The sequence below is a fragment of the Halocynthiibacter sp. SDUM655004 genome, assembly GCF_026015885.1.
Classification (GTDB): domain Bacteria; phylum Pseudomonadota; class Alphaproteobacteria; order Rhodobacterales; family Rhodobacteraceae; genus Falsihalocynthiibacter; species Falsihalocynthiibacter halioticoli.
Genome location: NZ_JAPDUG010000001.1, coordinates 236,974 through 259,302 on the forward strand (window position 1 = coordinate 236,974; position 22,329 = coordinate 259,302).

The following is a 22,329-nucleotide window of genomic DNA, read 5'->3' on the forward strand; positions in this document are numbered from 1 at the left end:
TGTACCTGCCTCAAGGCCTTGGCTCAAGGGGATATCGCTTGCCTGCACGGGATCAAGGGCATAGGAGTGGAAGAACCTCGGGGGGCCGGAAACGGCTGAGATGCAGATGCGGACCCGTTGAACCTGAACCGATTAAGATCGGCGGAGGGAAGGTATTGGACGTTTCCACCCTTCATCCGCCCATCAGATGATGGAGCGCGAAATGAAATTTCCCATGATTGCAGCGGGTCTGGCGATGGCCTCAATGGCATCGGCCGAGACACCGGAGTTGATCGTTTACACATACGACAGCTTTGTATCCGAATGGGGCCCTGGCCCCGCGGTTGAGAAAGCGTTTGAAGCGCAGTGCGAATGTGATCTTAAGCTGGTTGGCGTCGGTGATGGGGCGGCAATGTTGGCTCGTGTACGGCTCGAAGGCGCCCGCACAGAGGCGGATGTTGTCCTTGGCCTCGACACGAACCTCACCGCGGCGGCGACCGAAACCGGATTGTTTGCCAATCACGGCATGGATGATGTTGCGTTTGATCTACCGGTTGAATGGAGCGATCCGATGTTCTTGCCCTATGACTGGGGCTATTTTGCATTCGTGCATGACACCACGAAAACACCAGACGTTCCGCAAAACTTCAAAGCGCTGGCTGATAGCGATCTACAGATCGTTATCCAAGATCCGCGCAGTTCAACGCCTGGGCTTGGTCTGCTGATGTGGGTTAAGGCGGCTTACGGCGATGAGGCTCCTGTAATTTGGGAAGGCCTTGCCGATAACATTGTGACCGTTACCAAAGGCTGGTCCGAGGCTTACGGAATGTTCCTAGAGGGCGAGGCCGATATGGTCCTTTCTTATACCACCAGCCCCGCCTATCACCTGATTGCCGAGGAGGACGCCACCAAAGCGGCGGTGGCTTTTGACGAGGGTAATTACCTTCAAGTCGAAGTTGCGGCGAAGGTTGCTCATACCGAAGAAAGTGATCTGGCCGACGAATTCTTGACCTTTATGGTGAGTGACACGTTCCAATCCATTATTCCGACAACCAACTGGATGTATCCTGCCGTTACCCCAGAAACTGGGCTTCCTTCGGGATTTGAAACCTTGGCGAATCCTAGCTCTGCTCTTTTGTTTCCTGCGGGGGATGCAATGGCGGTACGTGACGCGGCACTGGACGAGTGGCTCAACGCGCTGTCTCAATAAACGGAGTTCTGCGCGGGCTGGTTCCTTGGGCGGGTGCAATTGTCAGCGCTTTGCTGGTGTTGCTCTGTTTGGGGACTGTCTTGGCGGTATTCCTTCGTGCGGAAAGCGCTGCGCAGTTTTCGCGTTCTGATTGGGTTGCTGTTCGGTTTACCGTTACGCAAGCCTTTCTATCTGCACTCCTGAGCGTTGTTCTCGCGATTCCGGTTGCACGTGCGCTTGCGCGGCGAGAGTTTCGTGGGCGGCACACAATGATCGCGTTGCTCGGTGCGCCGTTCATCTTGCCTGTGATCGTGGCGATCCTTGGGTTGCTTGCTGTATTCGGGCGCACCGGCGTCTTCAGCATCGTTCTTGGATGGTTCGGATTACCACCGGTTCAAATTTACGGACTGCATGGCGTGGTTTTGGCGCATGTATTTTTCAACTTACCACTGGCCGTGCGATTTCTCCTGCAGGGATGGGCCGCAATTCCGGCAGAACATTTTCGGCTGGTGGCTTCTCTTGGCGGTGGCCCTAGAGATGTAGGCCGCCTACTCGAGCGGCCCATGCTTTGGCGCGTGTTGCCCGGAACTTTTGCGCTGATTTTTCTGATCTGCACCACAAGTTTTGCAGTGGCCCTTGCTCTTGGCGGGGGACCAAAGGCGACCACGGTGGAACTGGCAATCTACCAAGCATTTCGATTTGATTTTGACCTAAGCAAAGCTGCGCTTCTTGCGGTTGTTCAGCTTGTACTTTCTGGATCAGCGGCGATTGCGGCGTGGAAGTTCTCGCGCCAACACGATGCAGGGCAGGGGCTTGATCGTGTGGTTCAGCGTTACGATCGCGCGCATGGGCGGCTTGCTGACGCTGCGTGGCTTGGATTCGTGGTGCTGCTTCTTGGTTTGCCGCTGGTAATGGTGGTGATGCAGGGCGCGGCAGGGTTTCTCTCGATGCCGGCAAGTGTCTGGGCTGCCGCAGGACGCTCGCTCTTGGTCGCATTGGCCTCGACATGTTTGGCGGTTACTTTCGGGCTTGCGCTCTCGCTCTGGCTGGCGCGTTTGCGTGGTGCGCCGCGAGCCTTGGGAGAGATGGTGGCATATCTCACTGTGGCGGTTTCTCCGCTTGTGATGGGGGCGGGGCTATTCATTCTGATCTTTCCTTTCGCAAGCCCGCGAGATTGGGCGTTGCCGATAACGGCGCTTGTAAATGCTGCAATGGCGCTTCCTTTTGTCACTCGCGCACTGATGCCTGCAGTTGAGGCGTGCGAGGCGGAATATGGCCCATTAGCAGAAAGCCTACGTCTAAGGTCTTGGGCGCGGCTGCGATACCTCACCCTGCCGCGCCTACGCCGCCCGATCGGGTTCGTCGCGGGGCTTGCGGCGGCTCTGTCGATGGGCGACCTTGGTGTTGTGGCGCTTTTTGCGGATCCAGAGCAGGCAACATTGCCGCTCAAGCTTTATGACCTGATGGGAGCTTACCGGATGGAGGCGGCGGCGGGCGCGGGTTTGTTGCTTATGGGGCTGTCGTTCGGATTGTTTTACCTGTTTGACCGCGGAGGGCGGATGAATGCTTCGGTTTGAAAATGTGGTGCTTGAACAGGGTGACTTTCGCCTGACCGCTGATTTTACGCTTGAAGCCGGCACACAAGCCGCATTGATCGGTCCGTCCGGTGCAGGGAAGTCCACACTGCTTTCGGCCATCGCGGGGTTTCTTGAGCCGTCAAAGGGCGTGATCCGCTGGCAAAGAGAAAGCCTATCCGGTGTGCCTCCCGGTGACCGGCCGATGAGTATTCTGTTTCAAGACAACAACCTTTTCCCGCATCTGACTGTGGCGCAGAATGTCGGGCTTGGACTACGCCCCGATTTGCGGTTGTCAAAAGCGGAAACAGCGCAAGTTACGGAAACTCTGGCGCGGGTTCGATTGGCGGAGAAGGCTGATGAAAAGCCTGCGTCGCTCTCGGGTGGACAGAATGCCCGCGTGGCAATTGCGCGGCTAATGCTACGGGCAAAGCCTCTCTTGCTGCTCGATGAGCCTTTTGCTGCTCTCGGGCCCGCTTTGAAATCCGAAATGCTGGAGCTTGTATCAACCCTAGCTGCGGAAACCGACGCGACGCTAGTTATGGTTTCGCACGATCCGGATGACGCACGCCGCATTGCGAATGAAACGGTCCTCGTTGCCGAAGGCGTCGCTCATCCGCCCAAGCCAACAGAGACGCTCCTCGCCCATCCACCAGCGGTGTTGGCGGCCTATCTAGGGCATTAATAAAATTTCGTTCAGAAAACAAAAACGCGCCCCGAGGAGCGCGTTTCTTTTTGGTTTTGCGTCTGGCTTAGACGTTTGTCTTTTTGCCTTTGTGAGGTGCCCAGAGCTTTTTGTTGGTCAGGAACAACAGCACCGAAAGAAGCGACAGAAGCAATACGGCGGTGAATCCGACCTGTTTGCGCGCCATCATCTTTGGCTCGGCTGCCCACATCAGGAAGGCCGCGAGGTCTTCTGCTTCGTGGTGCAGATCGTTGCTGTGGCCATCGTCAAAATCAACATCCTCACCGTAGAGTGGTGGCGCCATAGCGATCCAGCCACCTGGGAAAGCGGTGTTTTCATAGAATGTTGTTCCAGCTTCTTCTTTCTCTTCACCTGTGTAGCCTGTGAGAATACCGGCGATATACTCTGGGCCACCGATGCCACGGAAGAGTTGGTTCAGACCGGTACCCATTGGGCCGTGGAACGCAGCGCGCTTCTTGGCCATGAGCGAAAGGTCAGGAGCCTCTTCCAGTGCCGAAGCAGGGAAGTGGTCAGCGGGTTTGGCTTCGCGGAAATCATCAAGCTCTGCGTCAAAGACTTCGAACTGTGTTGAGTATTCGCGAACCTGATCTTCAGGAAGGTGCGGACCGCCTTCGTCAGCCAGCGTGCGCAGTGGCACGTACTGGAGGCCGTGGCAGGACGAACAAACTTCGGTGTAGACCTTGAGGCCGCGCTGAAGTTGATTCTGGTCGTATTTGCCGAATGGTCCTTCGAAGGAGAAGTCCACATCGTGAACGTGTCCAGCGTCGCCCGCAGCGTTCGCCGCTCCTGCTGTCAGAGCGACAGCAGCCAGTGCGGAAAGGGTGAGTTTCTTAAACATTGTCTCTAAACCTTTCTCACTTCGCCGCCGATGCATCATCAGAAGCATCTTTGGGGTAGTGGGCGTTGAAATCATCTTCGATTGTCGCAGGAGTTTGCAGCGGTTTCTCGATTACACCCAGTAGTGGGAGGATAACGAGGAAGTAAGCAAACCAGTAAGTCGCGCCAATGAGCGAGATGGTGGAGAACGGAGGCTCCGCTGGCATCGCGCCGGCCCACATCAGAACGATGAAGTCGAGGGCGAGCAGGGCAAACCACCATTTGAACATCGGACGGTAACGGCCAGAGCGAACGCTGGATGTATCCAGCCAAGGCGCCAGTGCCATTACAAAGATCGCAGCGAACATCGCGATAACACCGAAGAACTTCGCATCAACGATGCCGCCAGTAACGAAGGAAGCAATCTGTACGACCCAAACATCCGCAGTAAAGGCCCGCAGGATCGCATAGAACGGCAGGTAGTACCATTCAGGAACGATGTGCGCAGGTGTCACAAGCGGGTTGGCTTCGATGTAGTTGTCAGGGTGGCCAAGGTAGTTTGGCATAAAGCCGACAACGGCGAAGAACACGACGAGCACAACAGCGAGAGCAAAGAAATCCTTGATCACGAAGTAGGGCCAGAATGGCAGCGTGTCTGCGTCAGCTTCTTTCTTGGAGCCGCGACGCACCTCAACACCTGTCGGGTTGCTGTTGCCTGTCGTGTGGAACGCCCAGATGTGAACGATCACAAGGCCTGCAATCACAAACGGCAGGAGGTAGTGCAGCGAGAAGAAGCGGTTCAGCGTTGCGTTATCAACCGAAGGTCCGCCAAGCAGCCAAGTCTGGATTGCTTCGCCGACGAACGGAACCGCACCAAAGAGGCCTGTGATAACAGTCGCGCCCCAGAAGGACATCTGCCCCCATGGAAGCACGTAGCCAAGGAAGCCGGTTGCCATCATCGCAAGATAGATGAGCATCCCGATGATCCATGTCACTTCGCGCGGGGATTTGTAGGAACCGTAGTAAAGGCCACGGAAAATGTGCAGGTAAACAGCGATAAAGAACAAAGACGCGCCGTTTGCGTGCAGGTAGCGGAGCATATGGCCGCCGTTTACGTTCCGCATAATGTGCTCAACACTTGCGAAGGCAAGGTCAACATGCGGTGTGTAGTGCATTGCGAGGATGATGCCGGTTACGATCTGCAGAACAAGGCAGAAAGCCAGCACGATACCCCAGATCCACATCCAGTTCAGGTTCTTGGGTGTGGGGATCATGATCGTGTCATAGACAAGGCCAACAACGGGCAGGCGCTCGTGTAGCCATTTTTCAAAGCCCGTCTTGGGCTCGTAATGATCGTGAGGAATTCCAGACATTACGTTCTCCCTATCCGAGTTTGATTGTTGTTTCGTCTTCAAAGACCGCGACAGGAACCGGAAGGTTTGTCGGCGCTGGGCCTTTGCGGATACGACCGGCTGTGTCGTAGTGGCTACCGTGGCATGGGCAGAACCAACCATCGAAGTCACCAGCGCCATCGCCGAGCGGCACACAACCGAGGTGCGTACAAACGCCCATCATCACAAGCCATTCACCGGATTCGTCGAGCGCACGGTTTTCGTCGCTTGCGTCGCCGGGGTGGTTTGCGTTGCGCGATTCATTGTCTGGAAGATCGCCCAGATCAACTGCACGGGCTTCATCGATTTCTTCCTGCGTGCGACGACGGATAAACACGGGTTTACCCAGCCACTTAACTGTGAGCTGCGTGCCGGGTTCAATATCCGCAACGTCAACGCGAATTGACGCCAGGGCTTGGACATCTGCGCTGGGATTCATCTGATTGACCAGCGGCCAGACGGCTGCACCAGTCGCGACTGTGGCAGTACCAGCGGTCGCATAGTACAGGAAATCCCGGCGTGTGCCTTCGTGATCTTCTGCGTGGGACACGAGTATCTCTCCATTTATTGGCCACCAAGGCCGGAAACGAACGTCAGCTTTGCGGACAAAACTGGCTTATCGCGGCTTTTAGCTGTCTGATACGCCTACGTCTAGCGGTCAATCTGGCGCAGATAGCTTCTTCTGTTCAAATGTGGGGTTTTCGCACCCCGATTCTGCCCTATCCAGCAGGAATCGTTGCTTTCATCGACGGGCGTTCGCTGAATTTAGCATACCAATCGTCTAATCCGCCTGCATTTTTTCTCCAACCACGGGCGTCATGGCGAAAATCAAGGTATCCGAGCGCACATCCAACCGCAATTTGCCCGATCGACAAGGGACCAGAGAGGTTTGACAGCCATTTTTGATCAAGTGCCTCAACGGCTTGCTCAACTTTGTGCCATTGGGATTCGATATAGTCGTGGAATTGTTTGTCGTCGGGGCGGAGGCGACGCTCATAGACCATAAGAAGAGCGGCATCGACGATTCCATCGGCGGTGGCCTCGACAACGAGGTTGCTCCATTTGCTCTCGCCTTCGCCATAAAGCGAAGCCCGCGCACGATCATCAAGGAACTGACAAATTACGCGGCTGTCATACAGCGTAGGGGCGCCGTCACGAGCAAGCGCCGGAACTTTGCCTAGTGGGTTATGAGCCGGAAGGCCTTTGGCAGGAGCGAGGGGTGTTCCCGAGGTCGGGAGCTTTTCAACGTCTTCAAGCTGGCCTGTTTCATGAAGCAGAACCATGATTTTGCGCACAAAGGGTGACGTCGGGCTATAATACAGTTGCATGGTTTAATCCTCCTGAACGCCCGTCATCAGGGCTGCGAGCATGGTTGTTTCTTGGCCGTGATCATATGTTTTTACGAACCCCGCAGCGGATTTGCGGGCGTCTTCGGGTTTGTTCTGTCCAAGCTTCCAAGTGCCTTCGACGTTTTCGATTGTTAAGCGGCACGGAGTAATCATCCGCATCATCTTGGCGAGGGCGTCTTCGGGCATCTTACTCGTGAGCCAAGGCACTTTTGGCAAAAGCCGAGCTTCATTCACTTCGGAGAGGCGGTCAAGATGGCCGCGAAGTTCTGTGGCGGGTAGAACTTCCAATTCTCCGCGCAAATGCACTGCCACATAATTCCACGTTGGAACCTGATCATCCATCTCGTACCAATCGGGCGAAATGTAGCCATCTGGACCTGTAGTCGCCAAAACCGCCTTTTGAGCTCCTTCTATACCACGAATGATCGGATTGGACCGCACAAGGTGCATCTCGGCATATGAGCCATCCGGCGAAATCCAGAATGGGACATGTGCCAGCGTTGGGCCAGCTTCGCCGTTAACCGCAAGTGTGCCGAACCCGCGCTCGCGCGCGAACTGTAGGTTTTGTTCGATAGTTGATTTGCGGAAAACCGGATTGGGGTGCATGGCAGGCCTTTCGTTCAAGCGCGCACATGTTCCGCAGAGCAAGGGCAACGCGCAAGCGAAAACCGCACACAGCTTTAAGGGAAATCAATGCCTTTTGTGCCACTTTGCCAAACAGGATGCTTCACCATGATCTTTGCAAACCGCTCGGAAGCCAGAAACTCTTCAAGCCAACGGAGCAGGTGGGGCCAATCTTGTGTGTCAAACCAAGCCCGATCCACATTCGCGTATTGGCGCACGAAGGTCACTGTCGCCATATCGGCTATTGTGCGTGTTTCGCCAAAGAGGAAGGCGTTTTCCGATAGGCGTTGATCAAGATCGCGCAGAAACACAGCGGCCTTTTCGCGTTCGGTTTCGCGGTCTGCGTCCTCATATCGAGTGGCGTATTTATAGCGGTCGAGCGCGGTTTTGAATTCGGTGTCCGAGCGTTCAATCAGGGCAAATGCCTCGTTCGGCACATCTAGCCACGCTTCCGGATCATGGCGCTTCAATGACCACAACATGATGTCGAGGCTCTCGTCGATCACTTCGCCCTCTGCGATGAGAACAGGTACGGTACCTTTGGGCGAGGCCGCGAGCATCTCCTCTGGCTTATCACGCAGCAGAATTTCCCGTAACTCGCATTTGATCCCCGCGCTTGCCAGAGCAAGGCGCGCTCGCATCGCATAGGGGCAGCGGCGGAATGAATAAAGAATGGCGGAGTGATCGGTCATGCGACGAGCTGGTTGCCTTGGCTTGATTTGATCGCGGCTGTCACAATTTGCCCTTCCGCTTGTGGATCGGCAAACGTTACTTCGGTGAATTGTTCTGTGCGCCCCATATGCGGATTTTCCATCAGAACAGAGTGTGTCTTGCCGATTTGCGACGCCAGATGTGCAGCGACCTGTTTCTCGCCCTCTGCTCGAAGACGGGCGGCGCGGGTTTTGATCGTTTTCCCATCAACCGCTGGCATACGCGCCGCAGGCGTTCCTTCGCGTGCGGAGTAAGGGAATACGTGCAGCCACGTTAAATCGCATTCGGAAACAAGTTTGATCGAATTTTCAAACATTGCGTCTGTCTCTGTGGGGAAACCGGCGATGATGTCTGCGCCAAAGGTCATATTCGGCCGCAATGCACGGGCCTCTTCACAGAACTGGATGGCATCATCGCGCAAGTGACGGCGTTTCATCCGTTTGAGGATCATGTCATCGCCTGCCTGCAAAGACAGATGCAAATGCGGCATCAAACGCGGCTCGGTCGCAATGGCTTGCATTAGGCTCTCGTCCACCTCGATCGAGTCAATCGAGCTGATGCGAAGGCGCGGCAAGTCCGGAACGAGTCGCAAGATCCGCATAACCAGATCGCCGAGCTTTGGCGTCATCGGCAGGTCCGCGCCCCAGCTTGTAAGGTCCACCCCTGTGAGCACGACTTCATTATAGCCGCGATCCACAAGGCGTTTGATCTGATCAACCACCACGCCCGCCGGTACTGAGCGGGAATTCCCGCGGCCATAGGGAATGATGCAAAACGTACAACGATGATCACAGCCATTCTGCACCTGAACATACGCGCGGCTGCGTGTACCAAACCCGTCAATCAAGTGCCCCGCGGTTTCGGTCACGGCCATGATGTCGTCAACTTGAACCGCTTCAGTATTGCCGATGAAATCCGGCCCCATACGAGACCACGTTTCGGGCTGCATTTTCTCTGTGTTGCCAATCACCACGTCAACCTCATCCATTGCCGAAAAGGTTTGCGGCTCGGTTTGGGCGGCGCATCCGGTAACGATGAGTTTGGCATCAGGGTTTTCGCGCCGAAGCTTCCGAATCTCCTGACGCGCCTTGCGCACGGCCTCGGCCGTTACTGCGCAGGTGTTCACAACAACGGCGTCTTTCACGCCTGCTGCTTCGGAGAGTTCCTTCATCGCCTCGGTTTCATAGGCGTTCAAGCGGCACCCCAGCGTGGTGAACTTGGGCATAGCCATCAGATCGACTCCAGAAACTGCCGCGAAAGGCTCGCGTCAAATGCATGCATCGTTGGCCCTGTCATCCAGACGCCATCGTCACGCCAATCGATCGTGAGCATCCCGCCATCGGTAACAACCTCGACACTACGCCCTGTGAGACCTCGCCGCGCCGCCGCTACGGCGCTCGCACAGCTTCCAGAGCCAGAGGCCATCGTAACGCCAACGCCTCGCTCCCAAATCCGCATGCGAATCCGGTTTGGCGCAACACGCGAGATGAACTCAACATTCGTGCGCTCGGGGTAAAGCGGATGGGTTTCGAACTCGGCTCCGAGTTTTTCCAAATCAACAGACTCAGCGTCCTCAACGATGAATGTGCAATGGGGGTTGCCCATGCCTGTGGCAACTGGATCACCGTCAATCGGGAGAGAAAGCGTATCCATCTTTGAGGCGATCGGTATTTCATCCCATTGCAGCAGCGGCGCACCCATATTGATTCGGGTGAGCCCGTTGCCGGCATCTTCGCCCAAAAGAATACCACGCTCGGTTCTCAGGCTGATCTTCTCGGCTCCGGATTCGTTCATCAAATACCGCGCGATACAGCGCGTAGCATTCCCGCACGCGCCCGAGGTCGAGCCATCAGAGTTATAAAAAACAAGCTCTGCGTCTGTCTCATTGCTTTTGAGGATCTCTGCAAGCTGATCAAATCCTACGCCGGTGTGGCGATGACCCACCGCGCGCGCCAAATCAGGCGTCACAATCGCGCCTGTTTGTCGGGAATCAATCACGACAAAATCGTTACCCAGCCCGTGCATTTTCATAAACGGCAGGGAATCTCTGTCAAAAGCCTGTTTCATAAGGCGGATATAGACCTCGGAAAAAAGATTTACCAGCAATCTGCAAGAAATCTTCAGAATCGGCTTGACCCCGCCCCCGCGCTTTCTTAGAGAAGCGCCACAGTGTGGGCCGTTAGCTCAGTTGGTAGAGCAACTGACTTTTAATCAGTAGGTCGATGGTTCGAACCCATCACGGCTCACCACTTTTTCTCTTATATATCAGAGTGTTGTGGTGTTTGCGTTTGTTCGTAAGTCGTGCGCGTTTCGTTGCCGGAAGCAATACGGAAGCAGTAGAACGGGAAATCTCCGGCTGTTTTGTGGTGTGGAAGTGCCACGCATGGGATTCGGCGAATCGGTTTCTAGATAGCTGATTTAGATTAGGGACCGACGCACCTAACGTCGTGCGCGACGCCAACCAGCAGCGCGTGCATCTGCTTCCGCGTAAAATCAACGCTCTGCTTGTAACGCGTGAATTCGTGTTCTGAAGTAATTCTCTTGGTCACGAACGTGATAGTTTTTTACCAAAATTGTAGCTTCGATTGGCTTTGATGTCGCATGACGTAAGTCTAACGGCAACAACTGGGTGTTCCGCTTGAAATCGCGCGGTAACAGCTAAAAGGTACGATGCCGCCCTGCAGGTTTTTTGCTTTGTCTATAGCTGCCGTTGTCGAAGAGATGCCTTGCCATGGAGGAGGTTCTTAAGTTTGAAACTAAAAACATCACATCCTTTTAATTGAATAAAATGTTTCATATCTGTGATGCAGGAAATGGAGGTCACCAATGGCATTAACTATGGACATGGATTCGAAGAAAGCAGAGCTACTGTTGCGTGCAGCGTTACTTGATGATGCAAGTAACGTAGGTGAAAGACTGGCTGCCTTAGGTGCTGACATCAGCGTTGATGATGACGGCGATGCGTGGATTGCGTTGGACATGGACCTCTGGCCAGAAGACAAAACTTCTCCGGAGGCAGAGACAATAGCAAAGATGCTTTGGCTGGACGTTGAATGGGTGTCGACAGTCGGGACATTCCCGTTTGCTTGGCCGGGTCTGAGTGAATATTCCGACAAGACAACTGCTTACTTTAAGATGGTTTTAGATGCCTACGGTGGGCAAGGGCCTAACAAGGATGAGCGCTAAGCTGGCTTTGGGATGACGCTCGACATCTTACACTTTTGCAGTGCCAATAGGCGGCTTTCATGAATGAAGTAGCAACCCACTAGATTCTGGGGAGAGCTTGTAGAAAGTCTAGGCTATGCAAGTTGAATATGTTCTCTGCCAACACTAGGCAGAGAGCAGCTTACCTTTTGTATACTCACGAGACGCTTCGGATTGATGACTAATCATTTCCATGAACTCTTCTCGCTCTTGTTTCAGATCTCGGGCCTTGGCTTCATCTTGCACTTCATTTCGAGGTTGTTTTTGCTTCTCACGATCCATGTCAACTACTCCCTTTGGTGCTTCTATTGTGAATCACTTTCAATAAGGGATCAATACTTGCCTTGACGTCGGCTAAAGATCATTCGAAACTCTCGTTCTGATTGTTGAAAGGACGCCTAATGAGTAACCGCGTTGAACTGGTTTTTGGTTTGGTAGGTCCGATTGGTTGCCCGATCCATCAAGCCGGTGACATTCTGGCGTCGACTCTGAAAAAGATGGATTATATTCCTGTAACGGTATCGCTCAGTTCAGAGATGGATAGACTCCTGAAAGCGAAGGGTAGCGAAGTCGATGGGCGATTTGATTCCGCGTTAGAAGAGAAAATTCTCAAAGGGAATAAAGTTCGCGAGACATTTAATAACAACGGAGTTCTCGCCGCTGAAGCTATTAGGCAGATAGTTGAATATCGAAAAGGTTTTGCAAAGAATCGTGGAGAAACAAATGCTGCAAAAATAAACGAACGAGCACTTATTCCTCTTGATGAACATGCATTCATCATCGACCAACTTAAGCGACCTGAGGAGGTCGAGCTGCTCATCAAGGCATTTGGAAAACGCTTTGTTCAAGTATCTGTCGTCACATCTTTAGAACAACGTAGACAGTCTTTGGTCGCTCGTCTACGCAGCGAGCAACACAGCTGGGATAACGAGCGCTGTGAAGCCCATGCCGGCACGTTGATCGCGACTGATCAGAATGAACGGAGCGATGAACGTGGGCAGCGAATTTCAAAGATTTTTCATCTTGGTGATGTATTTTTCGACGGCACCTCAGAAGATTCTTTGGAGAGATCCAGCCAACGTTTCATAAAGGCCTTCTTTGGGCGCAACAATGTTGCGCCAACACGCGATGAGTTTGGCAGCTATATGGCTAAAGCTGCTTCTCTGAGATCAGTTGATCTTTCACGGCAAGTTGGAGCTGCAATTGTAACGTCTGAAGGAGATTTGATCTCTGTCGGTTGTAATGAAGTCCCTAAGTACGGAGGCGGAAATTATTGGGATGAAGACGCTGACAAGAAAAGAGACATTGATCTAGGTGGCGAAGCAAATAAGAATGAAATCAACAGAATAATCTCTGATTTTTTGGGTGTGCTTGAGAAGCAAGGAATAATTGCAAAGGGACAAACAGTTAATAGTATTTTGCAAAATGATGGGCACCGAAAAGCGATTAAAGGCTCGTTAATAGCTGGTGTGACAGAATATGGGCGAATGGTGCATGCAGAGATGAATGCCCTGTCTGATGCGGCGCGATTAGGTAGGTCTTTGAAAGGCGCTTCAATTTTCGTAACCACTTACCCCTGTCATAATTGTGCTAAACACCTAATTGCCGCAGGCATAGAGCGGATTGTCTTCATCGAGCCGTATCCCAAAAGTAAAACTGAAAGCCTATTCCAAAATATTGTGGGTCACGATGCTACCGAAAGTGCTAAAGTCAGTATTGAACACTTCTTTGGTATATCTCCTCGACGGTACCGCGACATTTTTGAAAAAGGCTCGCGCCAAACGAAAGAAGGCGAAGTGATTGACTGGTATAAAGGTGAACAAGCACCACGCTTGGGCAATATTGAGGTAGGTGCACCAGCCCGCGTTATTTATGCAGTGCTCGAAAACCTATATGCTGTAGATACGATAAGCACGACTGATTAGGTGTTCCAGCGAGTAAAAAGCCGACAATCACTTCACGCATACCATCTAAATTAAAACCTACTTCTTTTGGCCTTTGCGTAAAGTAACATTTACTTCACGTGTCATCTTTACTCTTAGCATATATTCACGTGAGTTTGAATCGCGCCTTGCGTCCTGCGAATTCCATGCCGATGCAATAATTTCACGGCGTTTGTACGAATATGGCTCGTTTCTGATCCGCTTCATCTACTAACCCTCATTCTTTAGAACGCCGCGTATCTTTGTTGGTGTCATTGTCGCCTTGCAGTGAGCAGTCTTTCGTCGCGTTTTCCCGTTCTTGGCTGTCAAAAACGCGGTCGAACCATCTCCTTTTACCACAAAAGTCTTGAGTGTTCCGTTCTCACTACGTTTCCAACGCCTTTCTTCGCCAACTGTTTCATATTCCCAGTCGAAACAGTTATCCACCTTAGCAAGTTCATTTGCGACCGCTAATGCCGAAAGAAATCTATCGTTTGGACTTGGTTGCAAGCACTGAATGACAACGCTTTTTAGACGATTAGGTATGTGTTCTGGGAATGCCTGTCGGTTCGGATAAATTCCTTGTTCGAGTGCTGAAACAAAAGCCTGTTGATCGCCTCCGAAGGCATCAAATTGCTTTCTCACCGAACTACCACCACAGCACATCCTGTAAAGTGTTAAGCCAAACTGATAGATGTCGTGTTGCAAGTTAAATGGTGGACCTATCACCCTTTCAGGTGGAGCTATAGGCATATAAAACTGGTCCTGCCATGCCTCACCGGCATACATCTGTTTTGCTAGACCAAAATCAGATATGAGAGCTTCACCTCGTTCAGATAGAAGAATGTTGTCAGGTTTAATGTCGAAATGGATCAAACCTTTCGAGTGTATGTTGTGAAGTCCTGACAATAATTGGCATGACAACCTAATTATCTCTCGCACAGTTAGGTTGCGGGATGCCATGAGCGCTGACAGTGAACCCTGTTCAAAAAACGGCAGCGCAACGTAGACGAATTTGTCGTCTTCACAGGAATATAAAACTGGGACGACGTTTTGATGTGCGGTTGCATATAATGCCTTCGCTTCATCAAAATATTCAGAAGCAGATTCCAGCTTTGACTTCGCGATTCTCTTCATCACAATTTCTGCACCAAGCTGGACGTCCTCAACAATATGCGTGGTTGAGTTTTTACCTTCCAGCCCAATCTCGCGAATTTCGTGCCACTCTACTTCCGCTCTCTTATGAGGTCTAAGCATTGTGTTCAGCTCCAAGGGCACATAGGACTGCCTCTCTTTCTTCATTAATCATATTCTGCCAGCCATCGACTTCAAAGGGCACGTTGCCTTCGATCATCGGCTTTAGGTGTGTTCGAGTTAGGCCTAAGCGCGAAGCGATCGATGAAATATGCCCAACATAGTAGCCCTTTAACGGGCTGCTCGCGAATGCCTCTATAATCACACCCTCAATCTGGAGTCTTTTGATATTCATGCGTTGCGAGTTCGGCTCAGTGGCTCTGATTCCGGCTTGCTGAATGTTGTATTCACGAATTATGTCTAGAAAGTTACTTCGGACATATTTAAGTGCTTCGGGCGTATCGAACGCCAACGGCACAACAATCTGATCAATATTCACAACGGAACTGTCTTCCGTATCCACGACAGCGTAGACTACGCTAGATGGTCGGGCTCTAATGCCGATTGTAATCATCTAACCTCACATCGAACGAGAACATAAAGTGAACACACTGGAAACATATGTTCCCTATCCTGTTATTGCAACCTAACTTTATGCATTACTATTACGTAGCCCCCAAAGACAAAACGCTGCGACTATAAATATTCTCTCGACTTGAAATGATCGAACTAGGACGTGAGTTGTTTGCTCTACTTTAGTGCGCTTACCACAACCGATACCTTCTCCTCACCTTGTCAAACCTTTCCTCAATCGGCTTCGGGTGCTCTTTGCTCATTCTTGCGAGCGGCTGAACGTGCTGAAGCATGAATTCTTCGAAGTCGTCGGGCTTCACGTCCGAAAGTGCAGCGCGGGAAACGAAATACCCTAAGAGCTGGGTATCAAACTGACGCCACTTCTCAAACTTGTTGGCATAGATCACATTGCTTGGCTCAACGCCGGTGCGGTGCTCTAGTAGGTTTTCTGCCACCCTATCCCTTACGGCCCTCCAGATGGGCTGTACCGGCCATCGTGCGCGGTTGGTGTCGCCTGTGGGGGTGCAGTAGCGGATTTTCTCGAAGAACTCGTTGAGGGCGTCTCCGATAGTTTCGCGCAGGTCTTGCCAGCTTCGCATTTCATAGCGGTTGCGGAGTTGTTTTGAGCCAAGACGCATTTCAAACCGCCAAATCTGGCTTGCAAAACGATCCTTCAAATCCAACTCGGGTTGGCCCACATCTCGACGGGCTTGGTTCCAGATTGTAAGCCAGCCCGCGTTTTTCTTCTGCATGACTTCGAGGCGCTTGTCGTAGATGGCAAGTTGGCGGTTTGCAATGGCACCGGCGCGAAGGCCGGTCACGCGGTTGCTGCTGGCGAGGGTTTCGGTTTCATCAACGCCGGTGAGTTCGCTTACCTTGGTGTGGGCAGGAACCACAAGCGCTTCTCTGCTTGGTTCGAACCACGGGGCGAGCACATCAACCGCGAAGTCAACGCGGCTCACACGGAGCTGGGTTTCGACGTAGGGGATTTCAAAGGCTTCCATGCAATCACGGAAGTGTTCTTCGGCTCCGTCCAAGCCATGAAGCGCAAGCCCCATGGCGCGGAAATCAACTTTAATCATCGGGTTGTTGGGGATCGGGTTTTCTGGGTCTTGAATGAGCCAGACCGCGCCCAAGTCGCCCGTGTGACAGGTAAAGCCACGCGCCCCTGTTGCGGTGACAGATAGTTTGATCTTACCCAAATCAAGGATGCATTCGGCGCGGGTTTCCCAAGCAAAGGCTTTGGCCGATGCAAGCTCTTGGGCGAAGTCGGGCGGAATGTCGGTGGAAACGGTGAAGGTTAGACCGTCAAAGCCGGAATGAAGGATGTCTATCATGGTTTACGCTGTACCTGCTTTTTGTATTTGTGGAGGGGGGTGTTACAAGACCCCCCATTGTCTCCGCATGTTATTGCGGCGTTCGATGGCTTGAATGTGAGGGAATGACCGGAAGTCGTGCCTCCGGCGGGGCAGTTTGTGTTTTGGGGCCGGATTGAGAAGCCCGACCCCTAAAGTTTCATCGTGTTGAAAGCTGTCTGCTGATCCAGATTTCCGCGCGTTCCGCAACCTTGGCGACGTTCAGAAGATCGGAGTGGAACAGACTTCCTGTGTTCTTCCAGTCGCCCTGAGCGTCCTTGTAGGAGCGGGTAATGTCGACGGAATAGTTCCCGTCATTGTCCCAGATTGTTGCGGTTGTGAGGCCCAATTTGATTTTGTGGGCAGGTAGATTGCTCATGTGTTTTCCTTTTCGAAGTTAAGTTGTCGGCAGACATATGAAGGGCGTGAGGTGACGTTTGACCCCACGCCCTCTAAGAAGCCATCCGGCCCCAAAATCCCGCACGTCGCTGCCAACTCCGTGCGGGCAAAACTGGATTATTCAACGAGCGATAGGCTCGTGTTTGCGACCCGCTTTTCTGCGATCCATTTCTGAAGGTCGCGGCGCGTGTAACGAACCGAACGGCCTGATACTTTGATAAAAAGCGGCCCGCCGCCACGAACGCGCCAGTTCTGGAGCGCCCTTACCGAATAACAAAGGTAATCGGCGGCATCTCTCTCTCCGATAAGCCGGTCGTAGTAGTCTGGATCAATCTGTGTTTGCATCGTTGCCTCACTGCTGTTTGTTTCGATGTAAACAGAATGCAGCGTAAGGCGTTCGCGTTCTAATGGCATAAATGGTCAAATTTTGATCCATTTTCGCCATAGCCTATTTTCTAAGGCCAAAAACGCGCCGTGCGGTGTCGCCGATTGTGTGTGAAGTCGGAAATTGCCGCCCGTTCACCGACCAGAAAAACGCATAGAGAAAATCAAAGAACCTGCCATGATAGGGGCGCTCTTGATCAATCTCGTTATAGCTATATGAGGCCATTGGCACATCACCGGTGAAATACTCGAACACCTTGCCCAGCTTCGTGATTGTATCTTCAAGCGATTGGTTCTGCTTTGGTCGGGCACGGGGGCGCTTGTGTTCGGTTAGAGCGTACTCAACCAATACGTTCAGTTCCGGCAAGGCGGCTTGAAGTTTTTCAACAAGGAACTCGCCATATCCAAGCCCCTCGTTTTCGGTGTCCATTATGGCTTCATCAAAGCCTTCCGGCTCAAGGGCAAATCCTGCTTCCTCAAGCTCCCATTCAGCCGATGGCGGCAAGTGCGAAAGTTGCGCCAATAAAGTAGAAGCAGATTTTTCGATCTTTCCGTATAGCGCCTTGCGCTCTTTCGCGGAGAGTTTAGAAACGCTGCGATTTTTAGGATCGTAGGCTCGGGCGATAAACTCGATCTCGCTTTCAAACTCCGTGGCCATCGGCGCGTCTAAACCTAACGCCTCCCAAAGTTTGCCAATATCTAAGGTAACGGGAGGCGTGGTTGTCGTGGTCATTTCTGCTGTCCTCTAATCTTATGCAAGGGGGGAGCCGTTCTGCGCGGACCTGTTCGGTAACATTACTTTACATAGGGCGGCCTTAATGCTCGCGCTATCTCTATGTAAGGTAACGTTAGCCGACAACACGGAGCGGCGGTCTTCGAATATCGCTACGAACGGAAAGTGCAAGGCGACTTGCAACGGAACCTGCAGCCCGTTGCACATCTTCGTCGGCAAGGTGCGCATATCGTAACGTAGTGGTCAGGTTCTTGTGTCCTAGAATTTCCTTTAGCGTAAACGGATCAATCCCGTCTTGCATCGCAACTGAGGCATAGGTGTGCCGTAGATCGTGAATGCGGACATCTTCAATGCCCGCCAATTTGCGGATTCTTCTCCACGGCTTTTGCAGGTTAATCAGGTGGCTAGTTTCAGACTCGCCTAAGATAACGTAAGGGTTCCCTTCCATGCGCGGTAAGTCGGCCAGAATATCATATGCTTCACGGGGCAGAGGAATGCGCCTCCGGCCCGTCTTGCTGTCGGGGAGTTCCAGATGGTGCGTCGTAACGTTTTCCCATTTGAGGGTCAGAATTTCGCTGTGACGACATCCCGTGTAAATCAGCAGAAGGATTGCAGAGACTGCATAGATTGTCTCTGAGCCATCCTCTAGCGCCTTTGCCAAAACTTCACCAAGCCGTCTTTGTTCATCAGCAGAGAGGTAGCGCTTTTTCTCCTCTTCGCGGAACTTCTTGATGCGTCGAGCAGGGTTTGAGCCAGCATCCCGCAGTCCCCAATCTTCCGCCATATTAAAGAGCTTGGAGAGCATGCTTGCCGCACGATTGGCTTGATAAGGCGTTTCACGCAAGCCGTGGTGAAAGGCGACGACATCAGCGCGCGTTACTTCGTTGATCGCAATCAGGCCAAGTTTGGGCCGGATAAAACGGCGGATGATGCTGCGATAGTCGCGAGCGGTAGTCGGTTTGCAATGTTGGTCGACGTATTCATCCAAGAATCGGTCGCAGAGGCCCGCAACGGTTGGTGCGTGGCGTTTGGCGTGTTTTGCGGCGGAAGGGTCAGCTCCGCCCGCAATCTCTCCCAACAGCTTCCTCGCGCGTGTGCGGGCTTCATCTGCAGTTACGTTCCCATGTTGTCCAAGTGTAATGCGGCGGCTGCGTCGACCAGAGCGATATTGCACGACAAAGGCTTTTCGCCCCGAGGGATAAACACGAACACCAAAACCGCGAATGATCTGGTCCCAGATGATGTACTCTTTATCTGTGACCTCTAGCGCTTCGACACTGCGTTTTGTGATTTTGAACATATCCACTCTCTCCCTCTCGTTTGCCCTGAAATCCGAAAACTCTACGGAAGCATTAGGCGGCGAAGTGTGGCGTTATTCATGAAAGGTTGGCGCGGCGTCAGTCAATATAAATATTTGTTTTTGCTGTATTTTTGTCAGTTTAGCGCAGTGTGGAGTAGGTGGTGAAAACATCCCTGAGAGCCCTTTTAATCAGTAGGTCGATGGTTAGAACCCATCACGGCTCACCACTTTTTCTCTCAGATTATTGGGTGATGTGGTGTTCCTGTTTGTGCGCCGAAAGCGCATCGTTTCTTCTACGGAAGCAGTTCGTCTCGTATGCGTTGGACGTAAACCGCAATGACGTGCTCTAGATTATTTTCTTTGCGATGAACGTCTGTAGCGACGAATCAAATATTTACTAGCTTTGGGAGTTCGGTAGAGAAATCTACATCAATGGCGATTCAGCTGTTACTTGCTCGCAATGTATGTCGCGATTGCTTGATATCCGTAGAGCTGCCCTGCTCTTAGTCGCCGATCATGTTCGCCGACGAGGGCTTCGGCTAAGTCTTTGCCGATTTCGCCGCGTTCCGCCATCAAGCGGGTGGCTTCGGTGACCCACGGTAGCATTTGCTCTTTTGATGTAATGACGCGGCTCGTGATGTCGAAATGCTCGACACTGAACCCAGCTGCGCTGGTGAGTGGCCCCAATTTTGCGACGATGTGGGCGTCAGTTACGAACTCGCTTACGAACGCCTTGGCGCAAATGTCGAGTGGGTCATTCGGGAAGCTTCCTAGTGCGGCCTTGGAAAAATCTACGTCGCAGATGACAAGCTTGCCGCCAGGCTTCAGAACCCGAAAGCCTTCGTTAATAAGGGCTGACGGGGCAACCACATGGGACAGCACAGTGTGCATCACCACGTTGTCTACGGATTCGTCTTCCAGCGGGAGCGCCGCGCCATCAGCGGCTTCGAATGACAGGTTCTCAAGCCCTGTTACGCGCTGCTGGGCCTCTTTGACAAAACCCTGGGATGGTTCATAGCCGACAACTTTGGTTGGATGGGCAAACGCAGCAATCCGCCTCGTAACCGCCCCAGCCCCTGCACCAACTTCGATTGTGAGGCCAGATGGTTCGAATGTGAGCCGTGCGAGATAATCGGCCACAATCTTCTCCATTTTGGGATCTGACTGACGCTGATCCATTGAATCCGCAAAGAGCCGAATGAACTCGGCGCCAGCGGCATCAACGTCTTGAAATGGATCGGCCATAAGAAAGCTTCCAAAAAATGTCGTGTAATAATGTTACGAGTATGCCCTAAATTGGCTAAAAAGTTTAGAAAAACGTGAATGCCCGTTTGAGCGAGTGCTGAGTGACGTCCGACAGGCCCAGCGCGCGCAGCTCTTTAGTGTTGCAAAACGAAGTGTTTTCAATCGGGTGGGCATAGCACTATGCTACGGCCAAACAGCGAAACGAGAAAGCGGATAATATGCGCACAGCATTGGTAACGGGGTCAGCAGGGTTCATCGGGTTTCATCTGTGCCAGACGCTGCTTGATGAAGGCTTCAAGGTTGTCGGGCTTGATGCGCTGACGGATTACTATGATGTTTCGCTCAAGGAAAAGCGGCACGCGCTGCTTGAACATCCGAATTTCACGCCAGTTGTGGCGCGCCTTGAAGAGCCGGAATTGCTGATGTCTCTATTTGCGGAGTATCGGTTCGATGTTGTTGTGCATCTCGCGGCTCAGGCTGGTGTTCGGTACTCGATTGATGCGCCGCGCACTTATCTTGAGTCTAACCTGATCGGTACATTCGAATTACTAGAATCGGCGCGGGCCTATCCTCCTGCGCATATGCTCTTGGCCTCTACAAGTTCGGCCTATGGGGCGAATACAAAGATGCCCTATGCTGAAACGGATAAGTCTGATGCGCAAATGTCGTTCTATGCCGCTACGAAGAAGGCCAATGAGTCCATGGCCCATTCTTATGCGCATCTGTATGATTTGCCGATCACCATGTTTCGCTTCTTTACGGTCTATGGTCCATGGGGGCGGCCGGATATGGCGCTGTTTAAATTCACCAAGGCTATTCTCGAAGGTTCCCCGATTGATGTTTACAACAACGGGGATATGCGGCGCGACTTTACCTATGTAACCGATCTCGTGGCGGCGATCCGTCTATTGGTTGACGCAATTCCCGAACGGCCCGCAAGCGAGGGCGATATTGCCAGCTATGATAGCCTTTCGCCCGTGGCGCCGTTCCGCGTGGTGAATATCGGCAATTCGGAACCGGTTCAGCTTCTTGATTTCATCGACGCAATTGAAGAGGCCATCGGGATCAAAGCCGAGCGCAATATGATGCCGATGCAGCCAGGTGATGTGCCTGCGACTTGGGCAGACGCAACACTCTTGCAAAAGCTTACGGGTTATACCCCGAAAACAGATGTGGCCAAGGGCGTTGCCGCCTTTGTTGATTGGTACAAAGAGTTTTATAAGGTTGGGTAAGAGGCGTTAGAGCTTCGGCCCGAACTCGCCCAAAACCTTGCCATAGAGATTGCGTTTGAATGGCACAATTGACTCGATCAATTTGTCGGGCGCCATCCAGCACCATTCTGAAAACTCCGGCACTTCGGTTTCGATATTGATGTCCGAATCCGTCCCGTTGAAACGCATCAAAAACCACAGCTGTTTCTGGCCGCGGTACTTGCCTTTCCACAATTTGAGCGAAAGGTCGTGCGGCAGGTCGTAGGGAAGCCAATCTTGAGTTTGGGTTTCGATCGTCACCTTATCGGCCTCGACACCTGTTTCTTCCCAAAGCTCGCGGAGTGCGGCGGCCTCCGGCGCTTCGCCATCGTCGATGCCGCCCTGTGGCATCTGCCAGGCTGGCGGTTCATGTGCGGGGCGGTCATTGCGCTGGCCTGCGAAAATCAAGCCGTCTTGGTTCACAAGCATAACGCCCACGCAGGGGCGGTAAGGGCGTGTGTCGGGATTTGAAACTGTCATGGAAAACGCCG

General features: G+C 52.6%; 24 protein-coding genes, 1 tRNA gene and 1 riboswitch. Of the genes, 7 read left to right on the forward strand and 18 right to left on the reverse strand.

All coding sequences use genetic code 11. The features are described 5' to 3' along the window. The first annotated feature begins 68 nt into the window (after positions 1-68). A riboswitch (TPP riboswitch) is annotated at positions 69-167 on the forward strand. A gap of 35 nt (positions 168-202) precedes the next feature. Genes thiB through N9C89_RS01145 form a run of 3 tightly spaced genes read left to right on the forward strand, consistent with a single transcriptional unit; the run spans position 203 to position 3,427 of the window. Beyond that, the gene (gene thiB / locus N9C89_RS01135) at positions 203-1,189 is read left to right on the forward strand and encodes a thiamine ABC transporter substrate binding subunit (RefSeq protein WP_263951975.1); all 987 of its coding nucleotides are present in this window, start codon (positions 203-205) and stop codon (positions 1,187-1,189) included. Then, positions 1,165-2,745: a thiamine/thiamine pyrophosphate ABC transporter permease ThiP gene (locus N9C89_RS01140; RefSeq protein WP_263951976.1), complete on the forward strand. Its 1,581-nt coding sequence runs from the start codon at positions 1,165-1,167 to the stop codon at positions 2,743-2,745. Before thiB ends, N9C89_RS01140 begins: the two co-directional genes overlap by 25 nt. Next, the gene (locus N9C89_RS01145) at positions 2,732-3,427 is read left to right on the forward strand and encodes an ATP-binding cassette domain-containing protein (RefSeq protein ID WP_263951977.1); all 696 of its coding nucleotides are present in this window, start codon (positions 2,732-2,734) and stop codon (positions 3,425-3,427) included. Before N9C89_RS01140 ends, N9C89_RS01145 begins: the two co-directional genes overlap by 14 nt. Before the next feature lie 67 nt (positions 3,428-3,494). Here the strand turns inward: N9C89_RS01145 and N9C89_RS01150 are convergent, their stop codons facing one another. The 8 genes from N9C89_RS01150 to dapF all read right to left on the reverse strand — a co-directional run bounded on the left by N9C89_RS01150 (position 3,495) and on the right by dapF (position 10,406). Next, positions 3,495-4,286, reverse strand: coding sequence for a cytochrome c1 (locus N9C89_RS01150; RefSeq protein WP_263951978.1), 792 nt, complete (start codon positions 4,284-4,286; stop codon positions 3,495-3,497). 16 nt (positions 4,287-4,302) lie between these two features. After that, positions 4,303-5,637 (reverse strand): cytochrome b, encoded by a 1,335-nt coding sequence (gene petB / locus N9C89_RS01155; protein WP_263951979.1) that lies wholly within the window; start codon positions 5,635-5,637, stop codon positions 4,303-4,305. A 10-nt stretch (positions 5,638-5,647) separates the two neighbouring features. Beyond that, the gene (petA, locus tag N9C89_RS01160; RefSeq protein ID WP_263951980.1) at positions 5,648-6,205 is read right to left on the reverse strand and encodes a ubiquinol-cytochrome c reductase iron-sulfur subunit; all 558 of its coding nucleotides are present in this window, start codon (positions 6,203-6,205) and stop codon (positions 5,648-5,650) included. Between the two features lie 169 nt (positions 6,206-6,374). Continuing rightward, positions 6,375-6,983, reverse strand: a complete 609-nt coding sequence (locus tag N9C89_RS01165) for a glutathione S-transferase N-terminal domain-containing protein (RefSeq protein ID WP_263951981.1) — start codon at positions 6,981-6,983, stop codon at positions 6,375-6,377. A 3-nt stretch (positions 6,984-6,986) separates the two neighbouring features. Further along, the gene (locus N9C89_RS01170; RefSeq protein WP_263951982.1) at positions 6,987-7,610 is read right to left on the reverse strand and encodes an FMN-binding negative transcriptional regulator; all 624 of its coding nucleotides are present in this window, start codon (positions 7,608-7,610) and stop codon (positions 6,987-6,989) included. A gap of 74 nt (positions 7,611-7,684) precedes the next feature. After that, positions 7,685-8,320 carry a glutathione S-transferase gene (locus N9C89_RS01175; protein WP_263951983.1) on the reverse strand — a complete coding sequence of 212 codons (636 nt, stop codon included), beginning with the start codon at positions 8,318-8,320 and terminating at the stop codon, positions 7,685-7,687. Beyond that, positions 8,317-9,570 carry a tRNA (N(6)-L-threonylcarbamoyladenosine(37)-C(2))-methylthiotransferase MtaB gene (mtaB, locus tag N9C89_RS01180; RefSeq protein WP_263951984.1) on the reverse strand — a complete coding sequence of 418 codons (1,254 nt, stop codon included), beginning with the start codon at positions 9,568-9,570 and terminating at the stop codon, positions 8,317-8,319. Before mtaB ends, N9C89_RS01175 begins: the two co-directional genes overlap by 4 nt. Continuing rightward, positions 9,570-10,406: a diaminopimelate epimerase gene (dapF, locus tag N9C89_RS01185; protein WP_263953257.1), complete on the reverse strand. Its 837-nt coding sequence runs from the start codon at positions 10,404-10,406 to the stop codon at positions 9,570-9,572. The genes mtaB and dapF overlap by 1 nt, the downstream gene beginning before the upstream one ends. A gap of 106 nt (positions 10,407-10,512) precedes the next feature. On the opposite strand from dapF, the gene N9C89_RS01190 reads away from it, so the two are divergent. Together N9C89_RS01190 and N9C89_RS01195 are read left to right on the forward strand one after the other, a co-directional pair. Next, a tRNA-Lys gene (locus tag N9C89_RS01190) sits at positions 10,513-10,588 on the forward strand. Positions 10,589-11,165: 577 nt separating this feature from the next. Continuing rightward, complete coding sequence (locus N9C89_RS01195; RefSeq protein WP_263951985.1) at positions 11,166-11,525, forward strand: hypothetical protein; 360 nt, start codon at positions 11,166-11,168, stop codon at positions 11,523-11,525. A 144-nt stretch (positions 11,526-11,669) separates the two neighbouring features. Here N9C89_RS01195 and N9C89_RS01200 read toward each other — a convergent pair whose 3' ends face one another. Next, on the reverse strand, positions 11,670-11,825 hold the full coding sequence (locus tag N9C89_RS01200; protein WP_263951986.1) for a hypothetical protein: 156 nt from the start codon (positions 11,823-11,825) through the stop codon (positions 11,670-11,672). 119 nt (positions 11,826-11,944) lie between these two features. Here N9C89_RS01200 and N9C89_RS01205 point away from each other — a divergent pair, with 119 nt between their 5' ends. Beyond that, positions 11,945-13,468, forward strand: a complete 1,524-nt coding sequence (locus N9C89_RS01205) for an anti-phage dCTP deaminase (protein WP_263951987.1) — start codon at positions 11,945-11,947, stop codon at positions 13,466-13,468. Positions 13,469-13,696: 228 nt separating this feature from the next. Here the strand turns inward: N9C89_RS01205 and N9C89_RS01210 are convergent, their stop codons facing one another. From N9C89_RS01210 to N9C89_RS01245, 8 genes are all read right to left on the reverse strand, one after another. Then, positions 13,697-14,722 carry a serine/threonine-protein kinase gene (locus N9C89_RS01210; RefSeq protein WP_263951988.1) on the reverse strand — a complete coding sequence of 342 codons (1,026 nt, stop codon included), beginning with the start codon at positions 14,720-14,722 and terminating at the stop codon, positions 13,697-13,699. Next, complete coding sequence (locus N9C89_RS01215) at positions 14,715-15,098, reverse strand: hypothetical protein (protein WP_263951989.1); 384 nt, start codon at positions 15,096-15,098, stop codon at positions 14,715-14,717. The genes N9C89_RS01210 and N9C89_RS01215 overlap by 8 nt, the downstream gene beginning before the upstream one ends. Positions 15,099-15,363: 265 nt before the next feature. Continuing rightward, the gene (locus N9C89_RS01220) at positions 15,364-16,509 is read right to left on the reverse strand and encodes a hypothetical protein (RefSeq protein WP_263951991.1); all 1,146 of its coding nucleotides are present in this window, start codon (positions 16,507-16,509) and stop codon (positions 15,364-15,366) included. 178 nt (positions 16,510-16,687) lie between these two features. Continuing rightward, positions 16,688-16,906: a hypothetical protein gene (locus tag N9C89_RS01225; RefSeq protein WP_263951992.1), complete on the reverse strand. Its 219-nt coding sequence runs from the start codon at positions 16,904-16,906 to the stop codon at positions 16,688-16,690. A 137-nt stretch (positions 16,907-17,043) separates the two neighbouring features. Beyond that, a complete protein-coding gene (locus N9C89_RS01230; protein ID WP_263951993.1) occupies positions 17,044-17,340 on the reverse strand; it encodes a helix-turn-helix transcriptional regulator in 297 nt (98 codons plus the stop codon). Between the two features lie 34 nt (positions 17,341-17,374). After that, entirely contained in the window at positions 17,375-18,043 is a 669-nt protein-coding gene (locus N9C89_RS01235; protein ID WP_263951994.1) for a hypothetical protein, read from the reverse strand. Between the two features lie 115 nt (positions 18,044-18,158). Next, complete coding sequence (locus N9C89_RS01240) at positions 18,159-19,343, reverse strand: site-specific integrase (protein WP_263951995.1); 1,185 nt, start codon at positions 19,341-19,343, stop codon at positions 18,159-18,161. A 447-nt stretch (positions 19,344-19,790) separates the two neighbouring features. Further along, the gene (locus N9C89_RS01245; RefSeq protein WP_263951996.1) at positions 19,791-20,588 is read right to left on the reverse strand and encodes a methyltransferase domain-containing protein; all 798 of its coding nucleotides are present in this window, start codon (positions 20,586-20,588) and stop codon (positions 19,791-19,793) included. Between the two features lie 218 nt (positions 20,589-20,806). Between N9C89_RS01245 and N9C89_RS01250 the strand changes: the two genes are divergently transcribed. After that, complete coding sequence (locus tag N9C89_RS01250) at positions 20,807-21,820, forward strand: NAD-dependent epimerase/dehydratase family protein (RefSeq protein ID WP_263951997.1); 1,014 nt, start codon at positions 20,807-20,809, stop codon at positions 21,818-21,820. Positions 21,821-21,826: 6 nt separating this feature from the next. Here N9C89_RS01250 and N9C89_RS01255 read toward each other — a convergent pair whose 3' ends face one another. Beyond that, the gene (locus N9C89_RS01255) at positions 21,827-22,318 is read right to left on the reverse strand and encodes an RNA pyrophosphohydrolase (protein WP_263951998.1); all 492 of its coding nucleotides are present in this window, start codon (positions 22,316-22,318) and stop codon (positions 21,827-21,829) included. Positions 22,319-22,329 lie beyond the last annotated feature (11 nt).